A 23,881-nucleotide genomic window follows, 5' to 3' on the forward strand; every position below is an offset into this window, starting at 1 on the left:
ATCAGCGCGGCCCCATGCGGATGCCGCCGTCGAGGCGGACGTCCTCGCCGTTGAAATAGCCATTCTCGATCATGCAGAGCGCCAGATGGGCATATTCGTCCGGCACGCCGAGCCGCTTCGGGTTGAGCACCGAGGCGCCCAGCGCGTCGCGGACATTCTGCGGCGCGCCCGCGAGTAGCGGGGTGTCGAAAATACCCGGCAGGATCGTGTTGACGCGGATATTCTCGCTCGCCAGGTCGCGCGCAATGGGGAGCGTCATGCCGACGACGCCGCCCTTCGATGCGGAGTAAGCCGCCTGGCCGATCTGGCCGTCTTCGGCCGCGACGCTCGCGGTGTTGACGATCGCGCCGCGCTCGCCGTCGGCCATCGGGTCGAGCGTCAGCATCCCCGCCGCCGACTTGGCGATGCAGCGGAAGGTGCCGACGAGGTTGATCTGGATGATCCAGTTGAACGCATCGAGCGGGAAATGCTTGATGCTGCCGTCTTCCTTGCTGCGGCTCGCGGTCTTGATCGCATTGCCGGTGCCCGCGCAATTGACGAGGATACGCTCCTGTCCGATCGCCGCGCGCGCCTTTTCAAAGGCGGCGTCGACGCTGGCGTCGTCGGTGACATTGCATTCGCAGAACACGCCGCCAAGTTCCTCGGCGATCGCTTTGCCCTTTTCTTCCTGCAAATCGAAGATCGCGACTTTCACGCCTTTGGCCGCGAGCGCGCGCGCGGTCGCGGCGCCAAGGCCCGATGCTCCGCCGGTGACGACGGCGGATATAGTGGAATCGAGTTTCATTGAGACATCCTTTCCATAAATAAGCGAGTGTTCCGGCGAACGCCGGAACCCAGGGCGTCAAGGCGCGACGCGGGCGCCATCCCGCCCTGGGCTCCTGCTTTCGCAGGAGCACGCCATAAAATTAGAGCCGCTCGACGATGGTGACATTGGCCTGCCCGCCGCCTTCGCACATCGTTTGCAGGCCATATTTGCCGCCCGTCGCGTCGAGCACGCCGAGCAGGGTCGCCATCAGCTTGGTGCCGCTGGCGCCGAGCGGGTGGCCGAGCGCGATCGCGCCGCCATGCTGGTTCAGACGCGCGTGATCGGCGCCGAGATATTTCATCCACGCAAGCGGCACCGGCGCGAACGCCTCGTTGACTTCATAGGCGTCGATGTCGTCGATGTTCATGCCGGCGCGCTTCAGTGCCTTTTCGGTCGCAAAGAGGGGTTCCTCGAGCATGATGACCGGGTCGCCCGCGGTCACCGAGACGTGGTGGATGCGCGCGCGCGGGGTCAAGCCGTGGTCTTTGAGCGCCTGTTCGGACACGATCAGCACCGCTGATGCGCCGTCGCAGATCTGGCTCGACGTCGCGGCGGTGATCGACCCGCCTTCCTGGAGCAGCTTGACCCCGGCGATCCCCTCCAGCGTCGCGTCGAAACGGATGCCCTCGTCGATCTTGTGCCATTCGCGGCCTTCGGGGGTATCGATCTCGACCGGCACGATCTCGCGCTCAAACCGGCCCGCTTCGGTCGCCGCCCTGGCGCGGCGGTGGCTTTCAAGCGCATAGGCGTCGAGGTCGTCCTTGGTGAAGCCATGCTTCTTGACGATCATTTCGGCGCCCATGAACTGGCTGAACATGATGCCGGGATATTTTTCGTCGAGCCGGGGCGATTTATAATTGCCCATGCCTTCCTTCATATAGAGCATCGCGGTCGAGCCCATCGGCACGCGCGTCATGCTCTCGATACCGCTGGCAAGGACGATGTCCTGCGTCCCCGACATCACCGCCTGCGCCGCGAACATCATCGCCTGCTGCGACGATCCGCACTGGCGGTCGATCGTCACCGCCGGAATCGAGTCGGGCAGGTTCGAGGCGAGGACGGCGTTGCGGCCCAAATCCATCGTCTGCTGCCCGCCCTGCGACACGCAGCCGGTGATGACGTCGTCGATCTTCGACGTGTCGAAATCATTGCGGTCGGCGATCGCATCGAACACCGCGGCGCCAAGATCGACCGGGTGGACGCCGGCAAGCTTGCCGCCGCGCTTGCCGCCGGCGGTGCGGACGGCGTCTACGATATAGGCTGTGGTCATTTGGGAGTTCCTTTCTTAGTCCCCCTCCCGCCGGCGGGAGGGGTTAGGGGTGGGCGCGAGCGGAGCGAGCATCCAAGGGTGAGTAGCCCACCCCGCTGCGACTAGGGAGCAAGCTCCCAAGTCTCGCTGCCCCTCCCGCTTGCGGGCGGGGAAATTACAGCTTCCGCCCGATCAATTCCTTCATGATCTCGTTGGTGCCGCCAAAGATGCGCGTCACGCGCGCCGCGCGCCAGGCGCGGGCGATCGGATATTCGTTCATATATCCCGCGCCGCCGAACAGCTGGAGGCATTTGTCCATCACCTCCCATTGCAGTTCGGTGTGCCACAGCTTTGCTGCGGCCCCCTCTTCGGGGGTCAGTTCCTTTTTCAGATGTCGCGCGAGCGCCCAGTCGAGATGCGCCCAGCCGACCTGCAATTTCGCCTTCAAATCGGCGAGCACGAAGCGGCTGTTCTGGAAATCGAGGATCGGCTTGCCGAACGCCTTGCGCTCGCGCGTATATTCGACCGTGTCGTCAAAGGCGCGCTGCGCCGATGCCTGCGCGCTGACCGCAATCGACAACCGTTCCTGCGGCAGTTCGCTCATCAGATAGATGAACCCCTGTCCCTCTTCGCCCAGGCAATTGGTGATCGGCACGCGCACGTCGTTGAAGAACAGCTCCGACGTGTCGGCCTCGTCCTGCCCGATCTTGTCGAGGTTGCGCCCGCGCTCAAACCCTTCGCGGTCGGCCTCGACGAGCACGATCGACACGCCCTTCCACGCGGGCTGGGCGTCGGGATCAGTCTTGACGCAGACCAGGATCAGGTCGGCGTTCTGGCCGTTGGTGATATAGGTTTTCGACCCGTTGATGACATAATGATTGCCATCCTTCTTTGCGGTCGTGCGCATCCCTTGCAGGTCGCTGCCGGTGCCCGGTTCGGTCATCGCGATCGCGGTGATCACCTCGCCCGACACCATCTTGGGCAGCCAGTGCTTCTTCTGCTCCTCGCTGCCATAGCGGACGATATAGTTGGTGACGATGTCCGACTGGAGCGAGAAGCCCGTCGTTACGCGGCCATAATAGGCGCTTTCCTCGTCGACGATCGCATTATAGCCGAAGTCGAGGCCGAGGCCGCCATATTCCTCGGGCACCGTCGGGCAGAGGAGGCCAAGCTCGCCCGCCTTGGGCCACAGGCTCTTGGGCACGATGCCATCCTCGGCCCATTGCGCCTGGTTGGGCGCGACTTCCTTTTCGAGGAACTGGCGCACCGTCGCGCGGAACGCTTCATGGTCTTCGGTATAGGCGGTGCGCGAGAGGCTATCGAGCGACATCTGGTTCCTTTCCCTTGGGCGCGGCCGAACGAAGCCGGGGAGTCGGCCGCATCTTTGATCGTCAAGAGACCTTACGTTTACGTCCACGTCAAGTAGAAATGCCGCTACGGCATGAAACTCTTTGCAGACCCTTCATCATCCGCAGGCGTCATTGCGAGCGGAGCGAAGCAATCTCCAGCTTGCGTAGCTCCCGGACGATGGCTGGAGATTGCTTCGTCGCTGCGCTCCTCGCAATGACGTCGGGGTTTCTTTATCTTAACGGGACAAGAGCCGACCAAGTCCGGCGTGGCGGGCGTGGAGCGGCGCGATCGCTGTGCCGCGATCTGCCGCATCGCGCTGAATAGCTTTGCAATCGCTGGGCACCCTCGCCCTCCCGCGCTATGACCCGGCCATGGTCCAACTCCTCCTCGACGCCCGCGCGCTGCTCGGCGAATCGCCCGTCTGGCACGCGCGCGAAGCGCGCCTTTATTGGGTCGATATCGAGGGCCGCAAAATCCACCGCACCGACCCGGCGACGGGAATCGACGAGGTGATGGAACTCGCCGAACAGGTCGGCTGCATCGCGCCGCGCGCAGAGGGCGGCCTTGTCGCCGCGCTCGAAAATGGCTGCGCGCTCATCGACGATTGGGGCACGGCGCCGAGGCCCTTCGGCCCCGCGGTGCTGGCCGACAAGCCGCACCAGCGCTTCAACGACGGCCGCGTCGATGCGGCAGGCCGCCTCTGGGTCGGCAGCCTGACGAGCGACAAGCCGAAGCGCGATGCGACGCTCTATCGCCTCGATCCCGACGGAACGCTGACCACGCTGTTTGACGGATTGATGACCAGCAACGGCGCGGCGTTCAGCCCCGACGGCCATATCTTTTATCATGCCGATACGCCGACGCACTGCATCCACGCCTATGACGTCGACCCTGCGACCGGCGCGCTGGGCGGCAAGCGGCTGTTACACCGATTTGCCGAGGGTCAGGGTCGCCCCGACGGCGCCGCGGTCGATGCCGAAGGTTGTTATTGGTCGGCGCTGTGGGACGGCTGGCGCGTCGTGCGCCTGTCGCCCGCGGGCGAATTGCTGCACACGGTCGAACTGCCGGTCCAGCGCCCGACGATGATCGCTTTTGGCGGAGCGGACCTCAAGACCGCCTTCGTCACCAGCGCGGGCAAGAATCTGACCGATGCGGAGCGCAAGGCCCAGCCGCACGCGGGGGGCGTCTTTACGTTCGCCGTAGAGGTGCCGGGGCTGGCGCAGGAAATGTTTGCCGCGTGACATATCCTCCCCATCGCAAGTCGATGGGGAGGATCGAAAAATCCCTGTTGCTGACCCGAAACTTGCGCATCGCTGTCATATCTGGTTAATCCACCTCGCGACATGGTTTCGTCCGAAACCTTTTCCACCGGGAGATTCCGAATATGCCGCAGAGCGCGCCCCGCCTTGCCCGCAAGCTGTCGATCATGCTTGCATCCACCGCGATGATCATGGGTTATAGCCAGATGAGCACCGCCATCGCCGCCGAACCCGCCGCCGCCAAAACCGTCCCCGCGGGCCAGAACCCGCTGCTGCAACCCTGGACCGGCCCCTATCAGGGGGTGCCGCCGTGGGACAAGCTCGACCCCGAACTTTTCCCCGACGCCTTTCAAAAGGCGATGGCCGAAGTGAAGGCCGAGGTGCAGGCGGTGATCGACAACCCCGCCGAACCGACCTTCGAAAACACTCACGTCCCGATGATGCTCGCGGGCGAGACGATGGAGCGCGTCTTCGCGATGTGGGGCGTGCAGACGTCGAACAAATCGAACGACCGTGTCGAGGAGATCGACGCCGAATGGAGCCCGAAGCTCACCACTTTCTACACCGAGCTGTTTCTGGAGCCGAAGCTCTTCGCGCGTTACAAGGCGGTGTATGACAAGCGCCATACGAGCGGGCTCGACGCGCAGCAGATCCGCATCGTCGAGCGCAGCTATGACGAAATGGTCCGCGACGGCGCCAACCTGTCGCCCGCCGACAAGGAAAAGCTGGTCGCGATCAATGCGAAGCTCGAAGGGCTCTTCTCGGCTTTCTCCTCGAAACTGCTCGGCGATGAGAAGCTCTATACCTTTGTCACCGACAAGGCCGAACTCGACGGGCTCGATCCGGCTTTCGTGGCGTCGCTCGCCGCCGCCGCGGAGGCCAATGGCCACGCCGGTCACTGGGCGATCAAGAACACGCGCTCGTCGGCGCAGCCGGTGCTGCAGAATGCGACCAACCGCAAATTGCGCGAAAAGGTCTGGCGCGCCTTCGTCGGCCGCGGCGACAATGGCGACGCCAACGACACCAACGCAACGATCGCCGAAATCCTGAAGCTGCGCCAGGAGCGCGCCGAGCTGCTCGGTTTCCCGACCCACGCGCATTACCGCATGGCCGACACCATGGCGAAGACGCCCGAAAATGCGATGGGCCTGATGATGAAGGTGTGGCCCGCCGCCGTCGCGCGCGTGAAAGAAGAGGTCGCCGACATGCAGGCGATCGCCGACGCCGAGGCGAAGGCGGGCAAGGGCCCGAAAATCACCATCGAGCCGTGGGATTACCGCTATTATGCGGAAAAGGTCCGCAAGGCGAAATATGACCTCGATGAAAGCGAGGTGAAGCCCTATCTCCAGCTCGACAAGCTGGTCGACGGCATGTTCTGGGCCGCGGGGCAGCTTTACGACCTCGGCTTCCGCGAGAATACGGGGCAGATTCCCGTTTTCGACCCCAAGGTCCGCACCTTCGAGGTCTATAACCTCAAGACAGGCGAAAATGTCGGCGTCTTCTATCTCGACAATTTCGCGCGCGACGGAAAGCGGTCGGGCGCGTGGATGACGACCTATCGCAGCCAGCAGTCGCTGGGCGGCGAGCGCAATGTGCTCGCGTCGAACAACAATAATTTTACCGAAGGCGCACAGGGCGAACCGACGCTCATCAGCATCGACGATGCGTCGACGCTGTTCCACGAATTCGGCCACGGCATCCATTATCTGCTCCAGCAGGTCAAATATCCGGCGCTTGCCGGGGTGCCGCGCGACTTCGTCGAATATCCGAGCCAGGTGAACGAGAATTGGCTGATGACCCCCGAAGTGCTGTCGAAATATGCGACGCACTATCGGACGGGCGAACCGATGCCGCAGGCGCTGGTCGACAAGATCCTCGCGAGCCAGAAGTTCAACCAGGGGTTCGAGACGGTCGAATATCTGGCGAGCGCGATCGTCGACATGAAGCTGCACAACCGCAAGACGCCGCCGACCGACGTCGACAGGTTCGAACGCGAGACGCTGGCCGAAATCGGGATGCCGAAGGAAATCGTCATGCGGCACCGCCTGCCGCAGTTCGGCCATCTGTTCAGCTCGGACGCCTATTCGGCGGGCTATTACTCCTATCTCTGGTCCGAAACGATGGACGCCGACACCTGGGCGGCGTTCACCGAAGCCGGGGGGCCGTGGGATCGGACGGTGGCCGACAGGTTCCGCACCATCCTGCTGATGACCGGCAACGAAACCGACCGCGCCGACGCCTATCGCGCCTTCCGCGGCCGCGATCCCGACGTCAAGGCGCTGCTCGAAAAACGCGGTTTCCCGACCGAATAAAGGGCAACGCAAAGGGGGGTCGTCAGGATCCCCCTTGTTTATGCTGCCGCCGCCCTGGAGTCGGCGGCAGCAGCGCCGTCAATGCACGCTCGATCATCTCGGCGGCCGCGTCGGCGCCAAAACTGGTCGCGTCGAGCGACAGTTCGAGCCACAGGCCGTCGACCATCGCGGTCAGCAGGATTGCCAGCCGTTCGGCATCGGCCGCCCCGCACGCAGCGAGCAGATCGGCCAGCCGCGCGCGATAGCCCGCATAACTGTCCGCATGGATCGCGGCCATGCGCGCGTCGCTCCGCGCCAAAGCCCAGAAAGCGGTCCACGCGCCGAGCAGTTCGGGATCGGTCACCGGCGCGCGGAAGCTGGCAGTGAGATAGGCCGAGAGCCGCGCGCGCGGATCGGCGCCCGCACCCTCGACTGCGGCGGCGAAAATCGCGTCCATCCGGTCGCTCGTCGCCTGATAGGTCGCGGCGACCAGATCGTCGATGCCCGCGAAATAGTGCCGCAGCAGCCCCGGCGAGACCCCGGCCCGCGCACAGATCGCGCGCACATTCGTCCCCGCCAGCCCATGTTCGGCCAGGCACGCCGCGGTCGCGTCGATCAGGGCCGCGCGGCGGGCGTCGGCGCTTTCGCGCGTAAAGGCTTGGCGAGCGGGCTGCATCTTGTTATACGTTTGTATAACAAGGAACGCACCATGGCAACTGCACCGCTTCACGATTCGCGCACCGACCCGCTCGACGGCTGGTCGCTCCCGGCGTGGACCTATAGCGACCCTGATTTCTACGCCGCCGAAATGAAACGGATTTTCCGCCCCAGCTGGCAAATCGTCTGTCACAACAGCGACATCCCGAATGTCGGCGACTGGCACAGCATCGATTATTGCGGCGAAAGCATCATCCTTGTGCGCGGCACCGATAGCATCGTGCGCGCCTTCACCAACGTCTGCCGCCACCGCGGATCACGGCTGGTCGATGGCGCCGCGGGCTGCGCGAAGAAACTCGTCTGCCCCTATCACGCCTGGACCTACGAGCTCGACGGCCGACTGACCGGTGTGCCCGATTCGGCGAGCTATCCAACGCTCGACAAGGGCAAGGCGGGGCTGGTGGCGGTCGAGGTCGAACAATGGCGGGGCTTCTGGTTCGTGCGGCTTGCCGATGACGGCGGCCCGTCGGTGGCGTCGATGATGGCGCCCTATGAAGCGATGGTCGAACCCTATCGGTTCGAGGAACTTGGCGCGCTCGGCCGCGTCACGCTGCGCCCGCGCGAGGTCAACTGGAAAAATGTCGGCGACAATTATTCGGACGGCCTCCACATCCCCGTCGCGCATCCGGGCCTGACCCGGCTTTTCGGCAAAAGCTATGGCGTCGAGGCCAAGGACAATGTCGATCGCATGTGGGGCGACCTGATCGACCGACCCTCGGCGAACTGGTCCGAACGCTTGTATCAGCGGCTGCTGCCGCCGATCCCGCACCTTCCCGCAGACAGGCAGCGCCACTGGCTCTATTTCAAGCTCTGGCCCAACGTCGCCTTCGACATCTATCCCGACCAGGTCGATTTCATGCAGTGGCTGCCGACCGGCCCGACAAGCTGCCTGATCCGCGAGATCAGCTATGTCCTGCCCGATGAGCGCCGCGAGATGAAGGCTGCGCGCTACCTCAACTGGCGCATCAACCGCCAGGTCAATGCCGAGGACACCGCGCTCATCACCCGCGTCCAGCAGGGGATGCAGTCGCAAAGCTTCTCGATGGGCCCGCTCAGCGACAAGGAAGTCTGCCTCCGGCATTTCTGTTCGCGGATGCGCGACATCATTCCCGAGGCACGCCTCGAACATGCGCCGCCAGCGGGGTGGAGCAAAAACTGACTTTTGATTCCCGTTCGTGTCGAGCGAAGTCGAGACACCGTGCGGGGCTGGGGGGCGTATCGACTAGGCTCGACGCGAACGGATGGGGTTTTCATGACGAAGCAATATGACGCGATCATCATCGGCGCAGGCCACAACGGCCTGGTCTGCGCCTTCTATCTCGCCAGGGCGGGGCTGAAGGTGCGCATCGTCGAGGCGCGCGATGTCGTCGGCGGCGCCGCGGTGACCGAGGAGTTCGCGCCGGGATTCCGCAACTCGGTCGCAAGCTACACGGTCAGCCTGCTCCAGCCCAAGGTCATCGCCGACATGCGCCTTGCCGATCATGGCTATCGCGTGATCGAGCGGCCGATCAGCAATTTCCTGCCGCAAGAGGATGGCGGATACCTCAAGCTCGGCGGCGGGCTGGAACGCACACAGGCCGAGTTCCGCAAGTTCAGCGCGCGCGATGCCGAAATGCTGCCGGCCTATTATGACGCGCTCGAAAATGTAGCCGAGCTGCTCCGCGACCTGGCGCTTCGCGTCCCGCCGAACGTCGGCGAGGGGCTGCGCACCTTGCTCGACGGTGCGCGGCAGGGGCGGCGCTTCGCGACCCTCAGCCTCGAACAGCAGCGCGACGTGCTCGACCTGTTCACCAAATCGGCAAGCGCGATGCTGGGCAGCTGGTTCGAAAGCGAGGCGGTCAAGGCCGCCTTCGGCTTCGACGCGGTGGTCGGCAATTATGCCAGCCCCGACACGCCGGGCAGCGCCTATGTCCTCCTCCACCACGTCTTTGGCGAGGTGAACGGCAAGAAGGGCGCGTGGGGTCACAGCGTCGGCGGCATGGGCAAGATCACCGAGATCATGGCGAAGGTCTGCCGCGATTTGGGCGTCGAGATCAGCCTCGAAAGTCCCGTCGCCAAGGTGCTCGTCGACGGGGGGAAAGCAGTCGGCGTCAAGCTTGTCGGCGGCGAGGAAATCGCCGCGGCGCGCGTGATCGCCAATGTCGGGCCAAAGCTGCTCTACGAACGCATGATGGACGCCGCCGACCTGCCGCAAGACTTCCAGCGCCGGATCAGGGGGTTCAAGGCAGGCAGCGGGACGTTCCGCATGAATGTCGCGCTGTCCGAACTGCCGCGCTTTACCTGCCTCCCCGAACCGGGCGAGCATCATCAGTCGGGCATCATCCTTGCCCCGACGCTCGATTATATGGACCGCGCCTTCCTCGACGCAAAGCAATATGGCTGGTCGAAGGCGCCGATCGTCGAAATGCTCATCCCCTCGACCGTCGACGACAGCCTCGCGCCCGAAGGCTGCCATGTCGCAAGCCTCTTCTGCCAGCAGTTCGCGCCCGAATTGCCGGACGGACGCGATTGGGACGATGAGGAGGAAGCCGCGGCCGACTGTATCATCGACACCGTCGAAAAACACGCACCGGGCTTCCGCGCGAGCATCATTGGCCAGACGCGCCTGTCGCCCAAGGGGCTCGAACGCAAGTTCGGCCTTGTCGGCGGCGACATCATGCACGGCAATATGAGCCTCGACCAGCTCTGGGCCGCGCGTCCGGTGCTCGGCAACGGCGGCTATCGCGGGCCGGTGAAGGGGCTGTATATGTGCGGCGCGGGCACGCACCCCGGCGGCGGCGTCACCGGCGCGCCGGGGCATAATGCGGCGCAGGTGATTCTACGCGACCGGGGGCTCTTCGCGCCCCGCTGGCGTTAGGGCCGGCGCCGACAGCATGGTCCACGCATAGAGCGGCAGCCCCGCCGCCATCAGGATGAGGCTCATCGCGCTGACGCCGATGCCCGCGCCCCACAGCGTCCAGACGGCATAGGCGAGGCCGATCAGCGCGACCGGGATCGCGACGCGCAGCCGCAGCGCCGCGGCGGCGCAGGCGAGATAGAGCCACAAGGTCACCGAGGTCGAGAGCACCGCCATGAAGGTGAACATCTCCGACGTCGACTTGCTGTTGTTGAGGATGACGCAGGCGGTGGCGATCGCGCTCGACAGCAGCAGCGCGGCGGCGGGCGTGCCGTGGCGATTCTCGCGGCCGAACCAGGCGGGAAGCAGCCCCTGCCGCGCGAGCGTCGCGGGCAGTTCGGCCTGGATCAGCGTCCAGCCGTTCAGCGTGCCGAGCGCACTGACCGCGGCGAAGGCGGCGATAAGCGCCGCGGGTCCGGCGCCCCACCAGGTTTCGACGAACAGCGAGAAGGGCGCTGCCGAGCGGGCAACCTCGTCTGCGGGCAGCATCAGCGCGATCGCCGAACAGACGATCAGATAGAGGATGCCGGTAGCGAGCGTGCCGATGATCGTCGCGCGGGGGATGGTGAGGGCGGGCTTATCCACCTTGTCGGCGGCGACGCTCGCCGATTCAAAGCCGAGCAGCGCCCACAAAGTCAGGATCGCCGACCCGCTCACCGCCGCGAGCGACAGCCCGTCGGCGGGGAAGGGGGTGAGCGCCACCGGCTCGCTACGGCCGAAGGCGATGGGGATCAGGACGATGACGGTGACGAGCGGGATCAGCTTGATGAGCAGGGTCGCGAGCTGAAACCGCCCCGCCGCGCGCGCGCCGCGCCAGTTGATCGCGGTGACGATCCAGATCAGCGCGATCGTCGACAGCGCCATATGCCGCCCCAGCGCGGGCACGAACAGGCTGAGAAAGCTCACCGCCGCGACCGCCAGCGTCACATTCGCGGTCCACACCGACACCCAATAGGCCCAGCCGATCATGAAACTGGGGATGCGGCCAAAGGCGCGCTCGACAAAGCCGGTTGGTCCCCCTGCGTCGGGGTGGGCGATCGTCAGCCGCGCGAGCACGAAAGCCAGCGCGAGCGCGCCGCCGATCGTGATCGCCCAGCCCGCGACGCCGTTCCAGCCAAAGGGCGCGAGGCTCGCGGGGAGCAGGAACACCCCGGAGCCGATCATATTGCCCATGACGAGCGCAATCGCCATCGAAAGGCCGAGCTTGCGGCGCGGCCTTTCGACGCGATTTTCGGGCGCGGTCACCCGGTCAGAAGTCCTTGCTGACCTTGATCCCGATCAGCCGCGGCCGGATGACATTGTCGTAAAAGACGCCGCCCGTGCTGCTGACCCCCTCGGGGTCGCCGCATATCGATTCGCCGCACTGGACCGCGCTGTTGATAACGCCGTTGCTGTTGAACAAATTGGTCGCAAAAGCCTCGGCGCTCCACCCCTCGCCCTTGACCCCGACGCTGAGGTCGGCGGTCGTATAGGCTTTGAAATTGCCGACGATGCCGTTCTCGAACGGCCGCAGGTCCGACCGCCGCTTGCCGACATGGTTGACCGCGAACTGGACGTGCGCGTCCATATCGCCGACCGGCCATTCGTAGCGCGCCACCGCATTGCCCTTGAATTTGGCGGTGACGGGCAGGCGGGAACCGCGGGGCGCAAGCGTTTGGTTCTCCTCGTTCGTCTGATCGATCGCGCCGCTTCCGTCGAGATCGACATCGACCGTACAGTCGAAATCGGGGTTGGCGATGCGGCAGAAATCGCGGCGGATCGTCGCGTCATTGTAACTGCCGCCAAGGCTGAGCGTGAAACCGCCCTGGCGGAAGTTCAAGTCCGCCTCGATCCCGCGAATGCGCGCGATGCCCGCATTGCGGATTTCGGTGAGGCCGTTGGCGCCGAGGAAGGAGAGCTGGATATTGTTCCAGTCCTCCTGATAGACGGCGCCGTTGAAGCGGACGGGGCCAAAGCTCGTTTTCCACCCGAACTCGTAATTGTCGAGCGTGTCGGGGCCATAGGGCGGCAAGGTGCCGCGACGGTTGATGCCGCCGGGGCGGAAACCGCGCGACCAGGTGGCGTAAACCAGCACGTCGTCGGTGACCTTGTAGGTCAGGTTGAGCTTGTGGATGAAATCGGTGTCGCTCGTGCTCTTGTCGAGATTGGTGCACGGCGTTCCCGAAATGATCGGCCCGGTGAAGCAGGCGGCTTCGCCGGTGCGGCTCGAATAGCCGGCCGAATAGCCGAAGAAACCGACCAGGCTGTTGTCGAACTTGTACACGCGCCCGCCACCGGTCAGCGTCAGCTTGTCGGTGATGTCGAAGCTGACTTCGCCGAACGCCGCATAGTCGCGGTCGATACGCAGCTGTTTGGTCAGCCAGATATTGCTGTCGGTGCCTGTGACGGTGATCGAATCGGCGATATCGTCGATGATGTAATTCTGTTCGATATTGTGCGATTGGCGCTGCCAGAACAGCCCGCCGATAAAGCGGATGCGCGCGTCGGCGGGGGAGGCGATGCGGACTTCGGCAAAGCTGCGCTTATAGCGATCGACCCCCTGAATATATTGGTTCGGGCTGACGAGATCGCCATTGTTGTCATAGAAATAGACGCCGTATCCATAGAGCGCGTCATAGAAATAGGCATAGTCCGAATAGTCGCTTTCGACCGTTGTTTTGCGCCGCAAATGCCCGCCCGTCGCGGTCAGATCCCAGCTGCCGATCTTGCCCTCGATCGTCAGCGCCGCCTGGATCCATTTGTCCTTGCTATATTCGGGGTTGTACTGGACCGTCTGCAGCTTGCGCGTCACCGCTGTCGAGCGTTCCTGGGCAAAGCTGCCATTGGCTTCCTGCACCTGTCCCATCAGCGTCGGGCGGATCGTCCAGTCGTCGTCGAGGTCGATGCCGAGCGCGAGGCGCGCGCCATAGGTGTCGACGTCATTATAATCCTTTTCGACGAGCGCCGCATTGTCCTGCGTGATGCCGCTGCTCGGATAGGTTCGGCTGCCCGCGATATTGTCGATATAGCCCGCATCGTGGCGATACCAGCCGACGAGGCGCAGCGCGGCGCGCTCGCCGAGCGGGGCGTTGACGAAACCTTCGGCGACGCCGCCGATTCCGCCGCGCGTGACGCTGTTGAGTTCGAGCCCCACCGAACCATAGGTGCCGCTGGTGTCGGGCTGGTTGGTGACCAGCTTGATCGTGCCCGCCATCGAGCTGGCGCCATAAAGCGTGCCCTGCGGCCCCGCGAGCGCCTCGACGCGCGCGAGATCATAGGCGTGGATGTCGAGCGCGCCCTGGATCGTTGTGATCGGCATTTCGTCCAGATAGGTGCCGACGGTCGGCAGCGACGCCGAATGGTTGGCATTCTCGCCCGACGCGACACCGCGGAAATAGACCTGGCTGAACCCCGGCGCGAGCGTCTGGATCGTCACCGAAGGCAGGAATTTGACGACGTCCTGAAACTCCTTGACCTGCAACTCGCCCAGCCGCTCGTTGCCGATCGCGGTGATCGCCAGCGGCACGTCCTGCAGATTTTCCTCGCGCTTCGACGCGGTGACGACGATGTCATTGTCGTCCTCCACCGTCGCCTGCTGCGCCAGCGCCGTGCCCGACGTGGCGAGGATCGTGCCGCCCAGCAGCATCGCGCTGCTCCGCGCCAGCATTTTCGACATATTCCGCATGAGACCCCCCTCGATGACATCGCTATGACAGGAGAATGACGCAGCGCAGTACAAGCGCAAGCCTAGTTCGTCGGTGCGCCCGGCCATTGGTCGAAAATGTCGCCGGATGTTGCCCAAAGGCAACGTTTCGTGCGGAAGGCGGGGGGAGAGTGGAGTTGAGCGCGGAAAAAATCAGACCTTTACCCAGTCGTCATCCCGGCGAAGGCCGGGATCTCACCCTATCGGTTTACCGCACCGGCGAGATCCCGGCCTTCGCCGGGATGACGAATATGGTTCGGGCGGGAATCCATCCATCTCCGCCACCGACGCCTATATCAAGCCCGTCGGAACCGCCGGATAGGCCGCCAGCACCGGCCCGAGAGCATCAGTCAGCGGTTCCAGCCACTCGGCATAAGGACGCCACTGATCGACGCCGTCGCGGTTGATCGGGCGCCGCACCTGTTCGCTCGATGCCGTCCGCACCGCGCGCGCATTGGCGTGGAAGTCCATGCAGCCCTCCTCGAACGGCTGGCCCAGGAAAGCGAGCATCGCACGCACTTCGGCCTCGGGATCGGCGAGCAGCGCTTCGTGGATCACGCGGTGGACGCGCCCCGGCTGCACCGTGTCGAGATGCGCCATCAACCGCACATAGTCGCGGTAATAGGCGCCCATGTCGGACAGGCGATAGCTGAACGCCTGTCCCTTCGCGAAATGCTGGCGAAAGTTCGACCAGCAGCAATCGAGCGGGTGGCGCCGCGCGTCGATGATCCTTGCATTGGGCAGGATCAGCCGGATGAGCGGGGCATAGAGCCAGTTGTTCGGCAGCTTGTCGATATAGAGCGGCCTGGCGGTCTTGCGCTGCACCGCGGTGCGGCGCAGGAAGGCGGCGCCCATTTCGGCGAGCTTGCCGGGCGATGCCTCGGCCAGCGCCGCGACCCAGTGGCGACCCTCGCCCTTCGCCTCGCGGCCAAGGCCGAGCGCGATCGCGGGGATGTCGGGCAGCTCCATCGTCCCCTCGATCGCCGAATGGCTCGCCAAAATCTGTTCGATCAATGTCGATCCCGCGCGCGGCATCCCCAGGATGAACACCGGATCGCCGCTGGGGTCGCCCTGTCCGGCGCGGTCGGCAAAGAAAGCGGCGGTGCAGGTCGCGATCGCCGCGTCGACGATCGCCGTCGTTTCGGCGGCGTCATATCCGAGCTGGCCCGCGCGGATCGCATTGCCCGCGGCATAATGGCGAAACGCCGCTGCATGGTCGCCCGCATCGTCATACGCCTTGCCGAGCGCGAAGTGCAGGTGCAGCCGATCGTCGTCGCGCTCCGCCCCGGCCGGATCGGCGGCGGCGAGCGCCGCCTCCATCGCCTGCCGGTCTGCTTCGCCAAAACGGATCGTCTTGAGATTGGCGAGGCTCCACCAGATTTCGCCCAGTCCCGGCTCGGCGTCGAGGCCGCGGCGATAGGCGGCGATGCTGTCGTCCTGCCGCCCCACGGTCTTGAGCATATGGCCATAGCTCATCCACAGCCTGGCGTGGCCGGGGAAGCGCTCGACCAGCTCGGCATAGAGCGCGATCGCTTCGTCATAACCGCCGATCCGGCCGAGCGCGGCGGCCTTGAGGTTCGCGTGCGCGGGATTGTCGGGGTCGCCCGCCAGCACCGCGTCGAGCGTTTCGACCGCCTCGGCATAGCGGTTCTGCTTGTAGAGCACGGTGGCCAGATTGGCGCGCGCCGCGCCGAACGCGGGCGCCAGTTCGAGCGCGCGCGTCAGCAGCTTTTCGGCGTCGCCATAGCGGCCGATCCGTCCCGCGACCTCGGCGAGCATCCGGATCGCCGCGACGTCGGTCGGGTCTTCTTTCAGCCGCGCGCGCAGCGCCGCCTCGGCGTCGGGAAGGCGGTTTTCGGCGAGCGCCAGCGCTGCGGCGATCATCGCCTCGTCATGCACCGCCGCGCCAACCGCCGCGAGCGCGGCGTCGGCGGCTTCGTCCGCGCGGCCGAGCCGACGCAGCGCCTCGGCCGCGATGCGGTGCGCCGCCGCCGATGTCGGAACCACCGCGACGATCGCGCGCGCCTGTTCGAGCGCCGCGCCGGGCTGGCCGTTCAGCAGTCGGCGGGCGTTGGCGAGCGCCTCATCGTGGGTGATCGTCGCCAATGCCGCGCCTCAGCCCGCCGCCCGCGCTTTGCCGATCGCCTGTCGCAGCACGTCATAACCGACCTGCCCCTGCAGCAGCTGGTCCCCGACGATCCATGTCGGCGTGGCGTTGAGCTGAAGCTGCGACGCGATCGCCATATTGCTGTCGATCTCGCGCTGGAACAGCGCCTCGTTCGCGGTCGCATCGGCGCTGCCGTCGGTGACGACGCCCGCACGCGCCGCCGCCGCCGCAATCGCCTCGGGATCGAGCGAGCTTGCCGCGAACATCGCATGGTGAAAGGCGTCATATTTGCCCTGTCGCGCCGCGGCGAGCGCCATGATCGCGGCGTCGCGGCTCTGCGGCGCGATGATCGGCAGTTCGCGGAACACGACCTTCAGGCGCTTGTCCTCGCGGATCAGCCGGTCGACGTCGGGCACGCTCGCGCGGCAGAAGCCGCAGGCATAGTCGGTAAAGACCACCAGCGTCACGTCGCCGTCGGCATTGCCCGCCCACGCCCCGGCGTAGGGCTTTTCGAGCGCCGGGCGCACCGCGTCGATGGCCTTGGCGATCTCGCGCCCGCGCTGCGCTTCCAGCGCTTCGGGGATGATCTGCGGGTTCGCCTTGATATAGTCGGCGACGACGGTTTCGACCTCGCTCTTGCTGAGCCCGCCGCCCATGCGCCCGCCGAGCCAGAAAGCCGTCGCGAGCAGCAGGACGCCGCCCCCGGCCAGCGCCCACCGGCGCATCGAACCGCTCTCCATACCCGTCCCCTTCAACGCCGACAGCCGCCCCGCCGACACGGTCGTTTCGCCCGCTGGTCTCGTCTCCGACGCCTTGATCAGCGGCGAGCGGTCATCGCCGTCCAGCGTGCTTGCTGTCGCCTTTGGTACGGGTTTCGCGATCACGGGAATTGCGGCATCGCCCGCAAAGAGCGGCAGGTCGGGTGCGGCGGGCGCCTTTGCTTCGGCCGCGGTCGCTTCGCGCGCGAGCAATTGTTCGAGCCCCGAGGGCGGCGGCGGCTCCGCGCGCGGTGCGGGGCGCAGCTTTTCGCTGCCCGCTTTGGCGATGTCCGCCACCCCGGCCTTTGCCTTGTCGGCGACCTCGCCCACCCCGCGTCCTGCTTTGCTCGACAGCTTCCGCGCCCTGTCGCCGAGCGCCATTTTCGCCCATGCGTCGCCGCTCGCCTTCGTCGCCGCACGGCCGACGCGTGCCGATCCGCGCCCCGCCGCCCGCGCGGCGCGCATGGCGGCGGCGGCCGTCCTGCGTGCAAACGCGTCGGCGCGCCGCGGGATTTCCATGGCTTCGACCCGCGCCGGAATATCGGCGCGCTCGCCGACACGAATCGTCCAGTCGGCAAAGGCTTCGGCGCCGCGTCGAATCCGCATCCAAAGCTTTGTCGCGCGCGTCCTGATCGCTTCGGGCTGCGCCAGCGGCGCGCGGCGCGGCGTCTCGGGTTTGTCATAGCGCGTCAGATCGATACCGAGCGGCGGTTCGTCCTTGGGCTTGGCAAGCCCCTCGCCGGGCAGCGGCGCGCTCGCGTCCGGCGTCGGCGCGGGGTCGCGCAGCCAGGGCTGATAATAATCGTCTTTTCTGTCCGTCACTTGTTGCCCTTGCGCATCGGTTGGGCGATGCGGTCCCCCGCTGGTTCGCGCGAGTCTAACGCCGTTTCCGCTCGCGTTCCACCTCGGCGCGAGCGACCAGCGAAATATCCTGTGCGCGGATCCAGTCGGGCGATCCCTGGGGCAGACCCTGCATCGCCAGTTCGGCATTACGCAGCGCCAGCGCCGGCTGTCTACCCTCGAGGTTATAGCGTTCGGCCGAGGCGAGCGCGGCGCGCGCCTGATCGCCCTTGTTCGCATAGACGATGCCCAGCTGATACCAGGCAAAGGGGTTCTGATTGTCGAGCGCGACCGCGGTTTTCAGAACCTTTTCCGCCTCGGCATAATGGGCGGGGTCCTCGGTCGCGATCAACGCATGGCCGAGCGTCGCGGCGATCAGCGGTTGCGCGCGCGACCTGGCCACCGCCTTGCGCAGCGCAGGAATCGCCTCGTCGGGGCGCCCCGATTCGAGCAGGATCTGGCCTTCGAGTTCGAGGAAATAGGGATCGTCGGGATCGGTGGCGAGCAATTTCTCGACCTCGGCCAGCGCCTTTTGCGGATAGGCGCTCTTGTGCCAGGCATAGGCGCGCGCATAGCGTGCCGGGATGCTGCCGTCGCTTTCGGGGAACTTGCGCAGCGTCCGTTCGGGTTCGGCCATATAACCCGACAGCTTGGCCTTGACGCGCTGGAACCGCTTTTCGATCGCGGGGTCGGCCGGCTTGTCCCAGGCCGGGTCGATGACATAGACTTCGCGCAGCGTCTGGATGCGGTCGCCCGACATCGGATGCGTCCGGCCATAGGCCTGATCGTCGTCCTGCTTGATGCCATAGCGAAACTCCAGATTCTGGAGCTTCTTGAAAAAGGCCAGGCTGCCGCGCCCGCTGATCCCCGCCTTCGACAGATATTGCGCGCCCGCCGCGTCGGCGGTCGATTCCTGCACGCGGCTGAAGGCGAGGAACTTGCCGAGCGCGGCCTGCTGCCCCGCCATCATGATACCCATGCCGGCCTCGCCGCCGCCCGCCGCGATCGCCGCGGCGCCGAGCAGCAGGCTGAGCAGCGAAATGCTCGTCGCGGCGCTCGCGCCGTCGTTGATGCGGATCGCGTGGCCGCCCATCACATGCCCCAGTTCGTGCGCGAGTACGCCCTGCACCTCTTCGGCGCTGTCGGCGGCCTCGATCAGTCCGCTGAAGACATAAATGTCCTGGCTTCCCGCGACGAAGGCGTTGATACTGCGGTCGCCGAGCAGGTGGACGCGGACCTGCCCCGGTTGCAGCCCCGCCGCGACGAGGAGTGGGTCCATCATGTCCTGGAACAGCGCCTCGGTCTCGGCATCGCGCAGGATCGACTGAGCGGCCGCGGGGCGCGCCGCGACGGCGATCATCGCGAGCAGCGTGAGCAGGATATGGAAAAGGGAGCGCAAGCCATGCGCCCCGGACGCGGACTGCGGCGGGAAAGCGGTCATCGCCGCCCTTCTTGCGCCGCGCGCCTGAACCTCGAGTGAAGCCATGGGGGCTTATTGGGGGGCAGCGCGCGCGGGCGCAAGCGCGTCGTGCGATTTCCGCGATGGGCCGCTGTACCGGGATGTTGTGACAATCCCTGCACCCCCGCGAAGGCAGGGCCCATCACCGGCCGGTCCAAAATCGAACCATCGGGAGATGGGGCCCCGCCTTCGCGGGGGCACACGGAAACTCAATCAGTGCAGCGCATCAATTGCCAAATGTGCGCTGCCACCAGCCACGGCGCGGCTCGCCGTCCGCTGTTTCGCTGGCCTCGCCCGCGTCAGCCGCAACCGGTTCCGCCTCGCTTGCGGTCGCCGGCTCGCTGCTCGCTTCGGCGGCAACGGCCTTTTTCGCCCGGCTCGCGCGCTTTTTGGGCGCGGGCTTGGTCGGTTCGGCTGCGGGCGCGGCGGCGACGGCTTCGGCGGATTCCGGCGCGGCTTCGGCAACAACCGCCCCCGCTTCGGCGGCCTCGACCGCAGCCTTGGACTTGCGCGGCGCGCGCTTGCGCTTCGGCTTTTCCCCGGCGGCCGGCGGTGCTTCTTCGGCAACGGGTTCGGCGGCCTCGACCGCCTCTACCGGCGCGGCCTCAGCCGCGACGACCGCCTCTTCGCTGGCGTCGGCCGTATCGGCCTTCTTGCGACCGCGTCCCCCACGGCGGCGACGCGGTTTGGCTTCGGCCTCCCCGGCGTCCACTGCGGGAGCCGCTTCGGCGACTTCGGCGGCTTCGGCCGGTGCGGTTTCGCTCGCGTCCGAATCGACAGCTTCGGCGGTGTCGCCATCCTCGCCGCTTTCACCGCCGATCTCATTGCCTTCCTCGTCGCGGCGGCCGCGACGGCCCCGGCGGCGGCGGCGGCGGCGCTTGCGGCCCTCTCCATCGCCTGGGCCTTCTTCGCGATCACGCGAACGCGGACGCTCTTCGGCCGCTTCCTCTTCGTCTTCATCCTCCTCTTCGGGGATGTCGTCCTCTTCATCCTCGATCGGTTCGATCGGGGCGAAGCTGCGGCGCTGGGTCGGCGGCGGACCGCCGACCTCGATCGCCATGCGCGCGCCCTCGGTTTCGCCGTCGGGCAGGATTTCGACGCTGACGCCGTAAAGCTCTTCGATTTCGTGCAGCTCGCGGCGCTTTTCGTTGAGGAGATAGAAGGTCGCCTCCTGGCTTGCGCGCAGCGTGATCTTGCTGCCCTTGCCGCGCGCGGCTTCTTCCTCGATCAGGCGCAGCGCGCTGAGTCCCGCCGACGACGCGGTGCGCACGAGCCCGGTGCCTTCGCAATGCGGGCACGGCCGCGTCGAGGCTTCGAGCACGCCGGTGCGCAGCCGCTGGCGGCTCATTTCCATCAGGCCAAAGCCCGAAATGCGGCCGACCTGGATCCGCGCGCGATCGTTCTTCAGCGCCTCCTTCATCGCGCGCTCGACCTTGCGGACGTTCGAGCCATGATCCATGTCGATGAAGTCGATGACGATCAGCCCGGCCATGTCGCGCAGGCGCAGCTGGCGCGCGATCTCGGCTGCCGCTTCCAGGTTGGTGTTGAGCGCGGTCTGCTCGATATTATGCTCGCGCGTCGAGCGGCCCGAGTTGATGTCGATCGACACCAGGGCCTCGGTCGGGTTGATCACCAGATAGCCGCCCGACTTCAGCTGCACGACCGGGTTGAGCATCCCGGCAAGCTGGTCCTCGACGCCATAGCGCTGATAGAGCGAGACCGGATCGGCATATTGTTTCACGCGCCGCGCGTGGCTCGGCATCAACAGCTTCATGAACTGCTTGGCCGCCTTGTACCCGTCGTCGCCCTCGACGAGCACTTCCTCGATGTCCTTGTGATAGATGTCGCGGATCGCGCGCTTGATGAGGTCGCTGTCCGAATGGATCAGCGCGGGCGCGCTCGACGCCAGCGTCTTTTCGCGAATCTCGTCCCACAGGCGGGCGAGATAGTCGAAGTCGCGCTTGATCTCGGTCTTGGTGCGGCTCATCCCCGCGGTGCGGACGATGCAACCCATCGTCGGTGGCAGGTTCATCTCGTCGATCATCGCCTTCAGCTTGCGGCGATCGGCGCCGTTCGAAATCTTGCGGCTGATCCCGCCGCCGTGCATCGTGTTGGGCATCAGCACGCAATAGCGGCCGGCGAGCGAAAGATAGGTAGTGAGCGCCGCGCCCTTGTTGCCGCGTTCTTCCTTGACGACCTGCACCAGCATCACCTGGCGGCGGCGGATGACGTCCTGGATCTTGTAGCGGCGGCGGAGCGACATGCGGCTTTCGCCGTCCTCGTCGTCGCCGCGGCGGCCGCGCCCGCGGCTCCGGCCGCCCTTGCGTCCGCTCGGCCCGCGGCGCTTGCGATCGCCGCGGCCATCCTTGTCCTCTTCGGCGCCCTCGTCACCCTCGCCATCGCCATTGTCGCCGTCGTCCTCGCTTTCGCCGATCGTTTCGGGCGCGGGAGCGTCGCCATTTTCGTCGTCATGCTCCTCGACGTCGGCGACATCGCCCTCCAGCTCGTCAAGATCGTCCTCGGCACGCTGCGCCGCGGCGGCGGCATGTTCGGCCTCTTCGCGGAGCAGCGCTTCGCGGTCTTCTTTCGGAATCTGGTAATAATCGGGGTGGATTTCGCTGAACGCCAGGAAACCGTGGCGATTGCCGCCATATTCGACGAACGCCGCCTGCAGCGACGGTTCGACGCGGGTGACCTTGGCCAGATAGATATTGCCCTTGAGCTGCTTGTGCTCGGCGGACTCGAAATCAAACTCCTCGATGCGGTTTCCCTTGGTGACGGCGACCCGGGTTTCTTCCCGGTGCCGCGCGTCGATCAACATGCGCGTGGTCATTGGTAACACTCCAAGCGCGCCGCGGCGCGCCATCAAAAAATCCCGCAGGCCCCCCTGGTGGAGGGCCGCGGCGGATAAGGGTGAAAGGAAAAAAATCGTTATTGCCGAAGGCGGCTTGCGTCCGGTCCTGGACGCGCATGCGGTCCTCCCGTCCGGCGAGCGGGGCAAAAGCGCCCGCGTCGGGATGGAAAGAGGGCATGGCAAGCCTCATGCGGCATCAACCTGTTACGGGGTGAGCGGGCGGGCAGGGCGGGCGATGAAGCGAACGCCCCGACTGTCCGGTCAACCGGGTGGACTGGCGGCAGGCGTGTCCGTTCCCGCATGTCCGGCGCCAAGGCGGCCATGTTCCGCGAGTTTCGCGGACCAGGCCTTCCCCTCAAAAGGCCGGACGGCACCGGAAAGAACGCCGTCAGTGATGGGGTGCTAGCATCGGCGCGCGCCGACGGCAACCACAACCGCCCCCAAAGATGGGATCGCCGTCCACCGTTGCAACAATGTCATGCGCGGCCGATGCCGCCTTGTGCCAAAAAAAAAGCGGTCACCGGATCGTCTTTAACACAGGATTCAGGCTTGTGAGCCGCCGAAATCGCGACCTTTTCGATTAAGCACTGGACCAACCGCCACGCCGGACGGCATAGACGCGCCATGAGCGTGTTCGCCCTTGTCGGCTTGATCATGACGCCGCCGATGACGGGTGCGGGTGTCGATCGTCCGCGAACCGAGTTTGGCGCCGTGGTTGCGTTTCGCGCGCAGCGGCCGACCCGGCGCTACAGCGTCACCGTGCCGATCGGCAAGCCGAAGCCTGCGGTGCCGCTGCCGCGGATCCAAGGGCCGGCTGACGAACGCCTGCCGCTGGTGGTGATCGACGCGGGGCATGGCGGGCACGATCCGGGCGCGATTTCGCCGCACAATAGTCGCCGCGAAAAGGACGTCACCCTGGCGATCGCGCGCGCGATCCGCGACGAGCTCGTCGCCTCGCGCCGCGTCCGCGTTGCCTTGACCCGCGACGATGACCGTTTCCTGGTGCTTGAGGAACGCTATGGCATCGCCCGGCGGCTGAAGGCCGACCTGTTCATTTCGGTCCACGCCGACGCCGCCGAGAACCGCGAGGCGCACGGCGCGTCGGTCTATACCCTGTCCGAAGTCGCCTCCGACCGCGAGGCGGCGCGGCTCGCGGCGCGCGAGAACAAGGCGAATATCCTCAACGGGGTCGATCTCGGCGCACATGGCGATGCCGTGTCGTCGATCCTCATCGACCTGACGCAGCGCGAAACGATGAACGCCTCGGCCGAGTTCGCCCGGCTGCTCCAGCGCGAGGCGTCGGACGAGGTGCCGTTCCGCACCACCGCGCACCGCTTCGCCTCCTTTGTCGTCCTGAAAGCGCCCGATACGCCGTCGGTGCTTTTCGAGACGGGTTTTCTCTCGAACAAGGACGACGCCGCATTCCTCGCCTCGGCATCGGGGCGCAGGAAGGTCGCGCGCGGCGTGCGCGAAGCGGTGCAGATCCATTTCGCGCGGCAGATTGCGGAAAGCGGGCGCTGATCGTCCGCAATCGTGGAGCTGGCCGAGCGGCGGCTTTGGGGTGGATTCCGGCCGATCCTCCCCCTCCCCGTTCCGGGGAGGAGCGCCGCGTCC

At 65.9% G+C, this 23,881-nt stretch carries 14 protein-coding genes and 1 pseudogene; 5 read left to right on the plus strand and 10 right to left on the minus strand.

The window, feature by feature from the left end:
* Window position 1: 1 nt before the first annotated feature.
* The 3 genes from SPYCA_RS17685 to SPYCA_RS17695 all read right to left on the minus strand — a co-directional run bounded on the left by SPYCA_RS17685 (window position 2) and on the right by SPYCA_RS17695 (window position 3,384).
* The gene (locus SPYCA_RS17685; protein WP_120222026.1) at window positions 2–784 is read right to left on the minus strand and encodes an SDR family NAD(P)-dependent oxidoreductase; all 783 of its coding nucleotides are present in this window, start codon (window positions 782–784) and stop codon (window positions 2–4) included.
* A 121-nt stretch (window positions 785–905) separates the two neighbouring features.
* Entirely contained in the window at window positions 906–2,075 is a 1,170-nt protein-coding gene (locus tag SPYCA_RS17690; protein WP_120222027.1) for an acetyl-CoA C-acetyltransferase, read from the minus strand.
* A 154-nt stretch (window positions 2,076–2,229) separates the two neighbouring features.
* Window positions 2,230–3,384: an acyl-CoA dehydrogenase family protein gene (locus SPYCA_RS17695; protein WP_120222028.1), complete on the minus strand. Its 1,155-nt coding sequence runs from the start codon at window positions 3,382–3,384 to the stop codon at window positions 2,230–2,232.
* A 391-nt stretch (window positions 3,385–3,775) separates the two neighbouring features.
* Between SPYCA_RS17695 and SPYCA_RS17700 the strand changes: the two genes are divergently transcribed.
* Window positions 3,776–4,645 (plus strand): SMP-30/gluconolactonase/LRE family protein, encoded by an 870-nt coding sequence (locus SPYCA_RS17700; protein ID WP_120222425.1) that lies wholly within the window; start codon window positions 3,776–3,778, stop codon window positions 4,643–4,645.
* Between the two features lie 143 nt (window positions 4,646–4,788).
* Window positions 4,789–6,975 carry a M3 family metallopeptidase gene (locus tag SPYCA_RS17705; protein WP_120222029.1) on the plus strand — a complete coding sequence of 729 codons (2,187 nt, stop codon included), beginning with the start codon at window positions 4,789–4,791 and terminating at the stop codon, window positions 6,973–6,975.
* 22 nt (window positions 6,976–6,997) lie between these two features.
* Here the strand turns inward: SPYCA_RS17705 and SPYCA_RS17710 are convergent, their stop codons facing one another.
* A complete protein-coding gene (locus tag SPYCA_RS17710; RefSeq protein ID WP_120222030.1) occupies window positions 6,998–7,630 on the minus strand; it encodes a TetR/AcrR family transcriptional regulator in 633 nt (210 codons plus the stop codon).
* 33 nt (window positions 7,631–7,663) lie between these two features.
* On the opposite strand from SPYCA_RS17710, the gene SPYCA_RS17715 reads away from it, so the two are divergent.
* Both SPYCA_RS17715 and SPYCA_RS17720 read left to right on the plus strand, forming a co-directional pair.
* The gene (locus SPYCA_RS17715; protein WP_120222031.1) at window positions 7,664–8,830 is read left to right on the plus strand and encodes an aromatic ring-hydroxylating oxygenase subunit alpha; all 1,167 of its coding nucleotides are present in this window, start codon (window positions 7,664–7,666) and stop codon (window positions 8,828–8,830) included.
* A 93-nt stretch (window positions 8,831–8,923) separates the two neighbouring features.
* Window positions 8,924–10,528, plus strand: coding sequence for a phytoene desaturase family protein (locus SPYCA_RS17720; RefSeq protein WP_120222032.1), 1,605 nt, complete (start codon window positions 8,924–8,926; stop codon window positions 10,526–10,528).
* Here the strand turns inward: SPYCA_RS17720 and SPYCA_RS17725 are convergent.
* The 6 genes from SPYCA_RS17725 to SPYCA_RS17750 form a co-directional block, all read right to left on the minus strand.
* Window positions 10,490–11,812 carry an amino acid permease gene (locus SPYCA_RS17725; RefSeq protein WP_120222033.1) on the minus strand — a complete coding sequence of 441 codons (1,323 nt, stop codon included), beginning with the start codon at window positions 11,810–11,812 and terminating at the stop codon, window positions 10,490–10,492. The genes SPYCA_RS17720 and SPYCA_RS17725 overlap by 39 nt on opposite strands.
* Window positions 11,813–11,816: 4 nt before the next feature.
* Window positions 11,817–14,231 (minus strand): TonB-dependent receptor, encoded by a 2,415-nt coding sequence (locus SPYCA_RS17730; RefSeq protein ID WP_120222034.1) that lies wholly within the window; start codon window positions 14,229–14,231, stop codon window positions 11,817–11,819.
* Between the two features lie 309 nt (window positions 14,232–14,540).
* The gene (locus SPYCA_RS17735) at window positions 14,541–16,355 is read right to left on the minus strand and encodes a tetratricopeptide repeat-containing sulfotransferase family protein (protein ID WP_120222035.1); all 1,815 of its coding nucleotides are present in this window, start codon (window positions 16,353–16,355) and stop codon (window positions 14,541–14,543) included.
* A gap of 9 nt (window positions 16,356–16,364) precedes the next feature.
* Entirely contained in the window at window positions 16,365–17,936 is a 1,572-nt protein-coding gene (locus tag SPYCA_RS17740; RefSeq protein ID WP_120222036.1) for a DsbA family protein, read from the minus strand.
* Window positions 17,937–17,991: 55 nt separating this feature from the next.
* On the minus strand, window positions 17,992–19,395 hold the full coding sequence (locus SPYCA_RS17745) for a M48 family metalloprotease (protein WP_172595124.1): 1,404 nt from the start codon (window positions 19,393–19,395) through the stop codon (window positions 17,992–17,994).
* A gap of 244 nt (window positions 19,396–19,639) precedes the next feature.
* On the minus strand, window positions 19,640–22,246 hold the full coding sequence (locus tag SPYCA_RS17750) for an Rne/Rng family ribonuclease (RefSeq protein ID WP_172595125.1): 2,607 nt from the start codon (window positions 22,244–22,246) through the stop codon (window positions 19,640–19,642).
* Window positions 22,247–23,014: 768 nt separating this feature from the next.
* Between SPYCA_RS17750 and SPYCA_RS17755 the strand changes: the two are divergent.
* Window positions 23,015–23,788: pseudogene (locus tag SPYCA_RS17755) on the plus strand (N-acetylmuramoyl-L-alanine amidase family protein); the annotation flags it as partial.
* Window positions 23,789–23,881: the final 93 nt, after the last annotated feature.

Source organism: Sphingopyxis sp. FD7, from assembly GCF_003609835.1.
In the GTDB taxonomy this organism is placed as follows: Bacteria; Pseudomonadota; Alphaproteobacteria; order Sphingomonadales; family Sphingomonadaceae; genus Sphingopyxis.

Excerpts from the sequence above, each read along its gene's own strand:
- SPYCA_RS17700 (WP_120222425.1), top strand. The coding sequence starts at position 3,776 with ATGGTCCAACTCCTCCTCGACGCCCGCGCGCTGCTCGGCGAATCGCCC.
- SPYCA_RS17705 (WP_120222029.1), top strand. The coding sequence starts at position 4,789 with ATGCCGCAGAGCGCGCCCCGCCTTGCCCGCAAGCTGTCGATCATGCTT.
- SPYCA_RS17690 (WP_120222027.1), bottom strand. The coding sequence starts at position 2,075 with ATGACCACAGCCTATATCGTAGACGCCGTCCGCACCGCCGGCGGCAAG.
- SPYCA_RS17695 (WP_120222028.1), bottom strand. The coding sequence starts at position 3,384 with ATGTCGCTCGATAGCCTCTCGCGCACCGCCTATACCGAAGACCATGAA.
- SPYCA_RS17730 (WP_120222034.1), bottom strand. The coding sequence starts at position 14,231 with ATGCGGAATATGTCGAAAATGCTGGCGCGGAGCAGCGCGATGCTGCTG.
- SPYCA_RS17710 (WP_120222030.1), bottom strand. The coding sequence starts at position 7,630 with ATGCAGCCCGCTCGCCAAGCCTTTACGCGCGAAAGCGCCGACGCCCGC.
- SPYCA_RS17720 (WP_120222032.1), top strand. The coding sequence starts at position 8,924 with ATGACGAAGCAATATGACGCGATCATCATCGGCGCAGGCCACAACGGC.
- SPYCA_RS17715 (WP_120222031.1), top strand. The coding sequence starts at position 7,664 with ATGGCAACTGCACCGCTTCACGATTCGCGCACCGACCCGCTCGACGGC.
- SPYCA_RS17750 (WP_172595125.1), bottom strand. The coding sequence starts at position 22,246 with ATGACCACGCGCATGTTGATCGACGCGCGGCACCGGGAAGAAACCCGG.
- SPYCA_RS17685 (WP_120222026.1), bottom strand. The coding sequence starts at position 784 with ATGAAACTCGATTCCACTATATCCGCCGTCGTCACCGGCGGAGCATCG.
- SPYCA_RS17745 (WP_172595124.1), bottom strand. The coding sequence starts at position 19,395 with ATGACCGCTTTCCCGCCGCAGTCCGCGTCCGGGGCGCATGGCTTGCGC.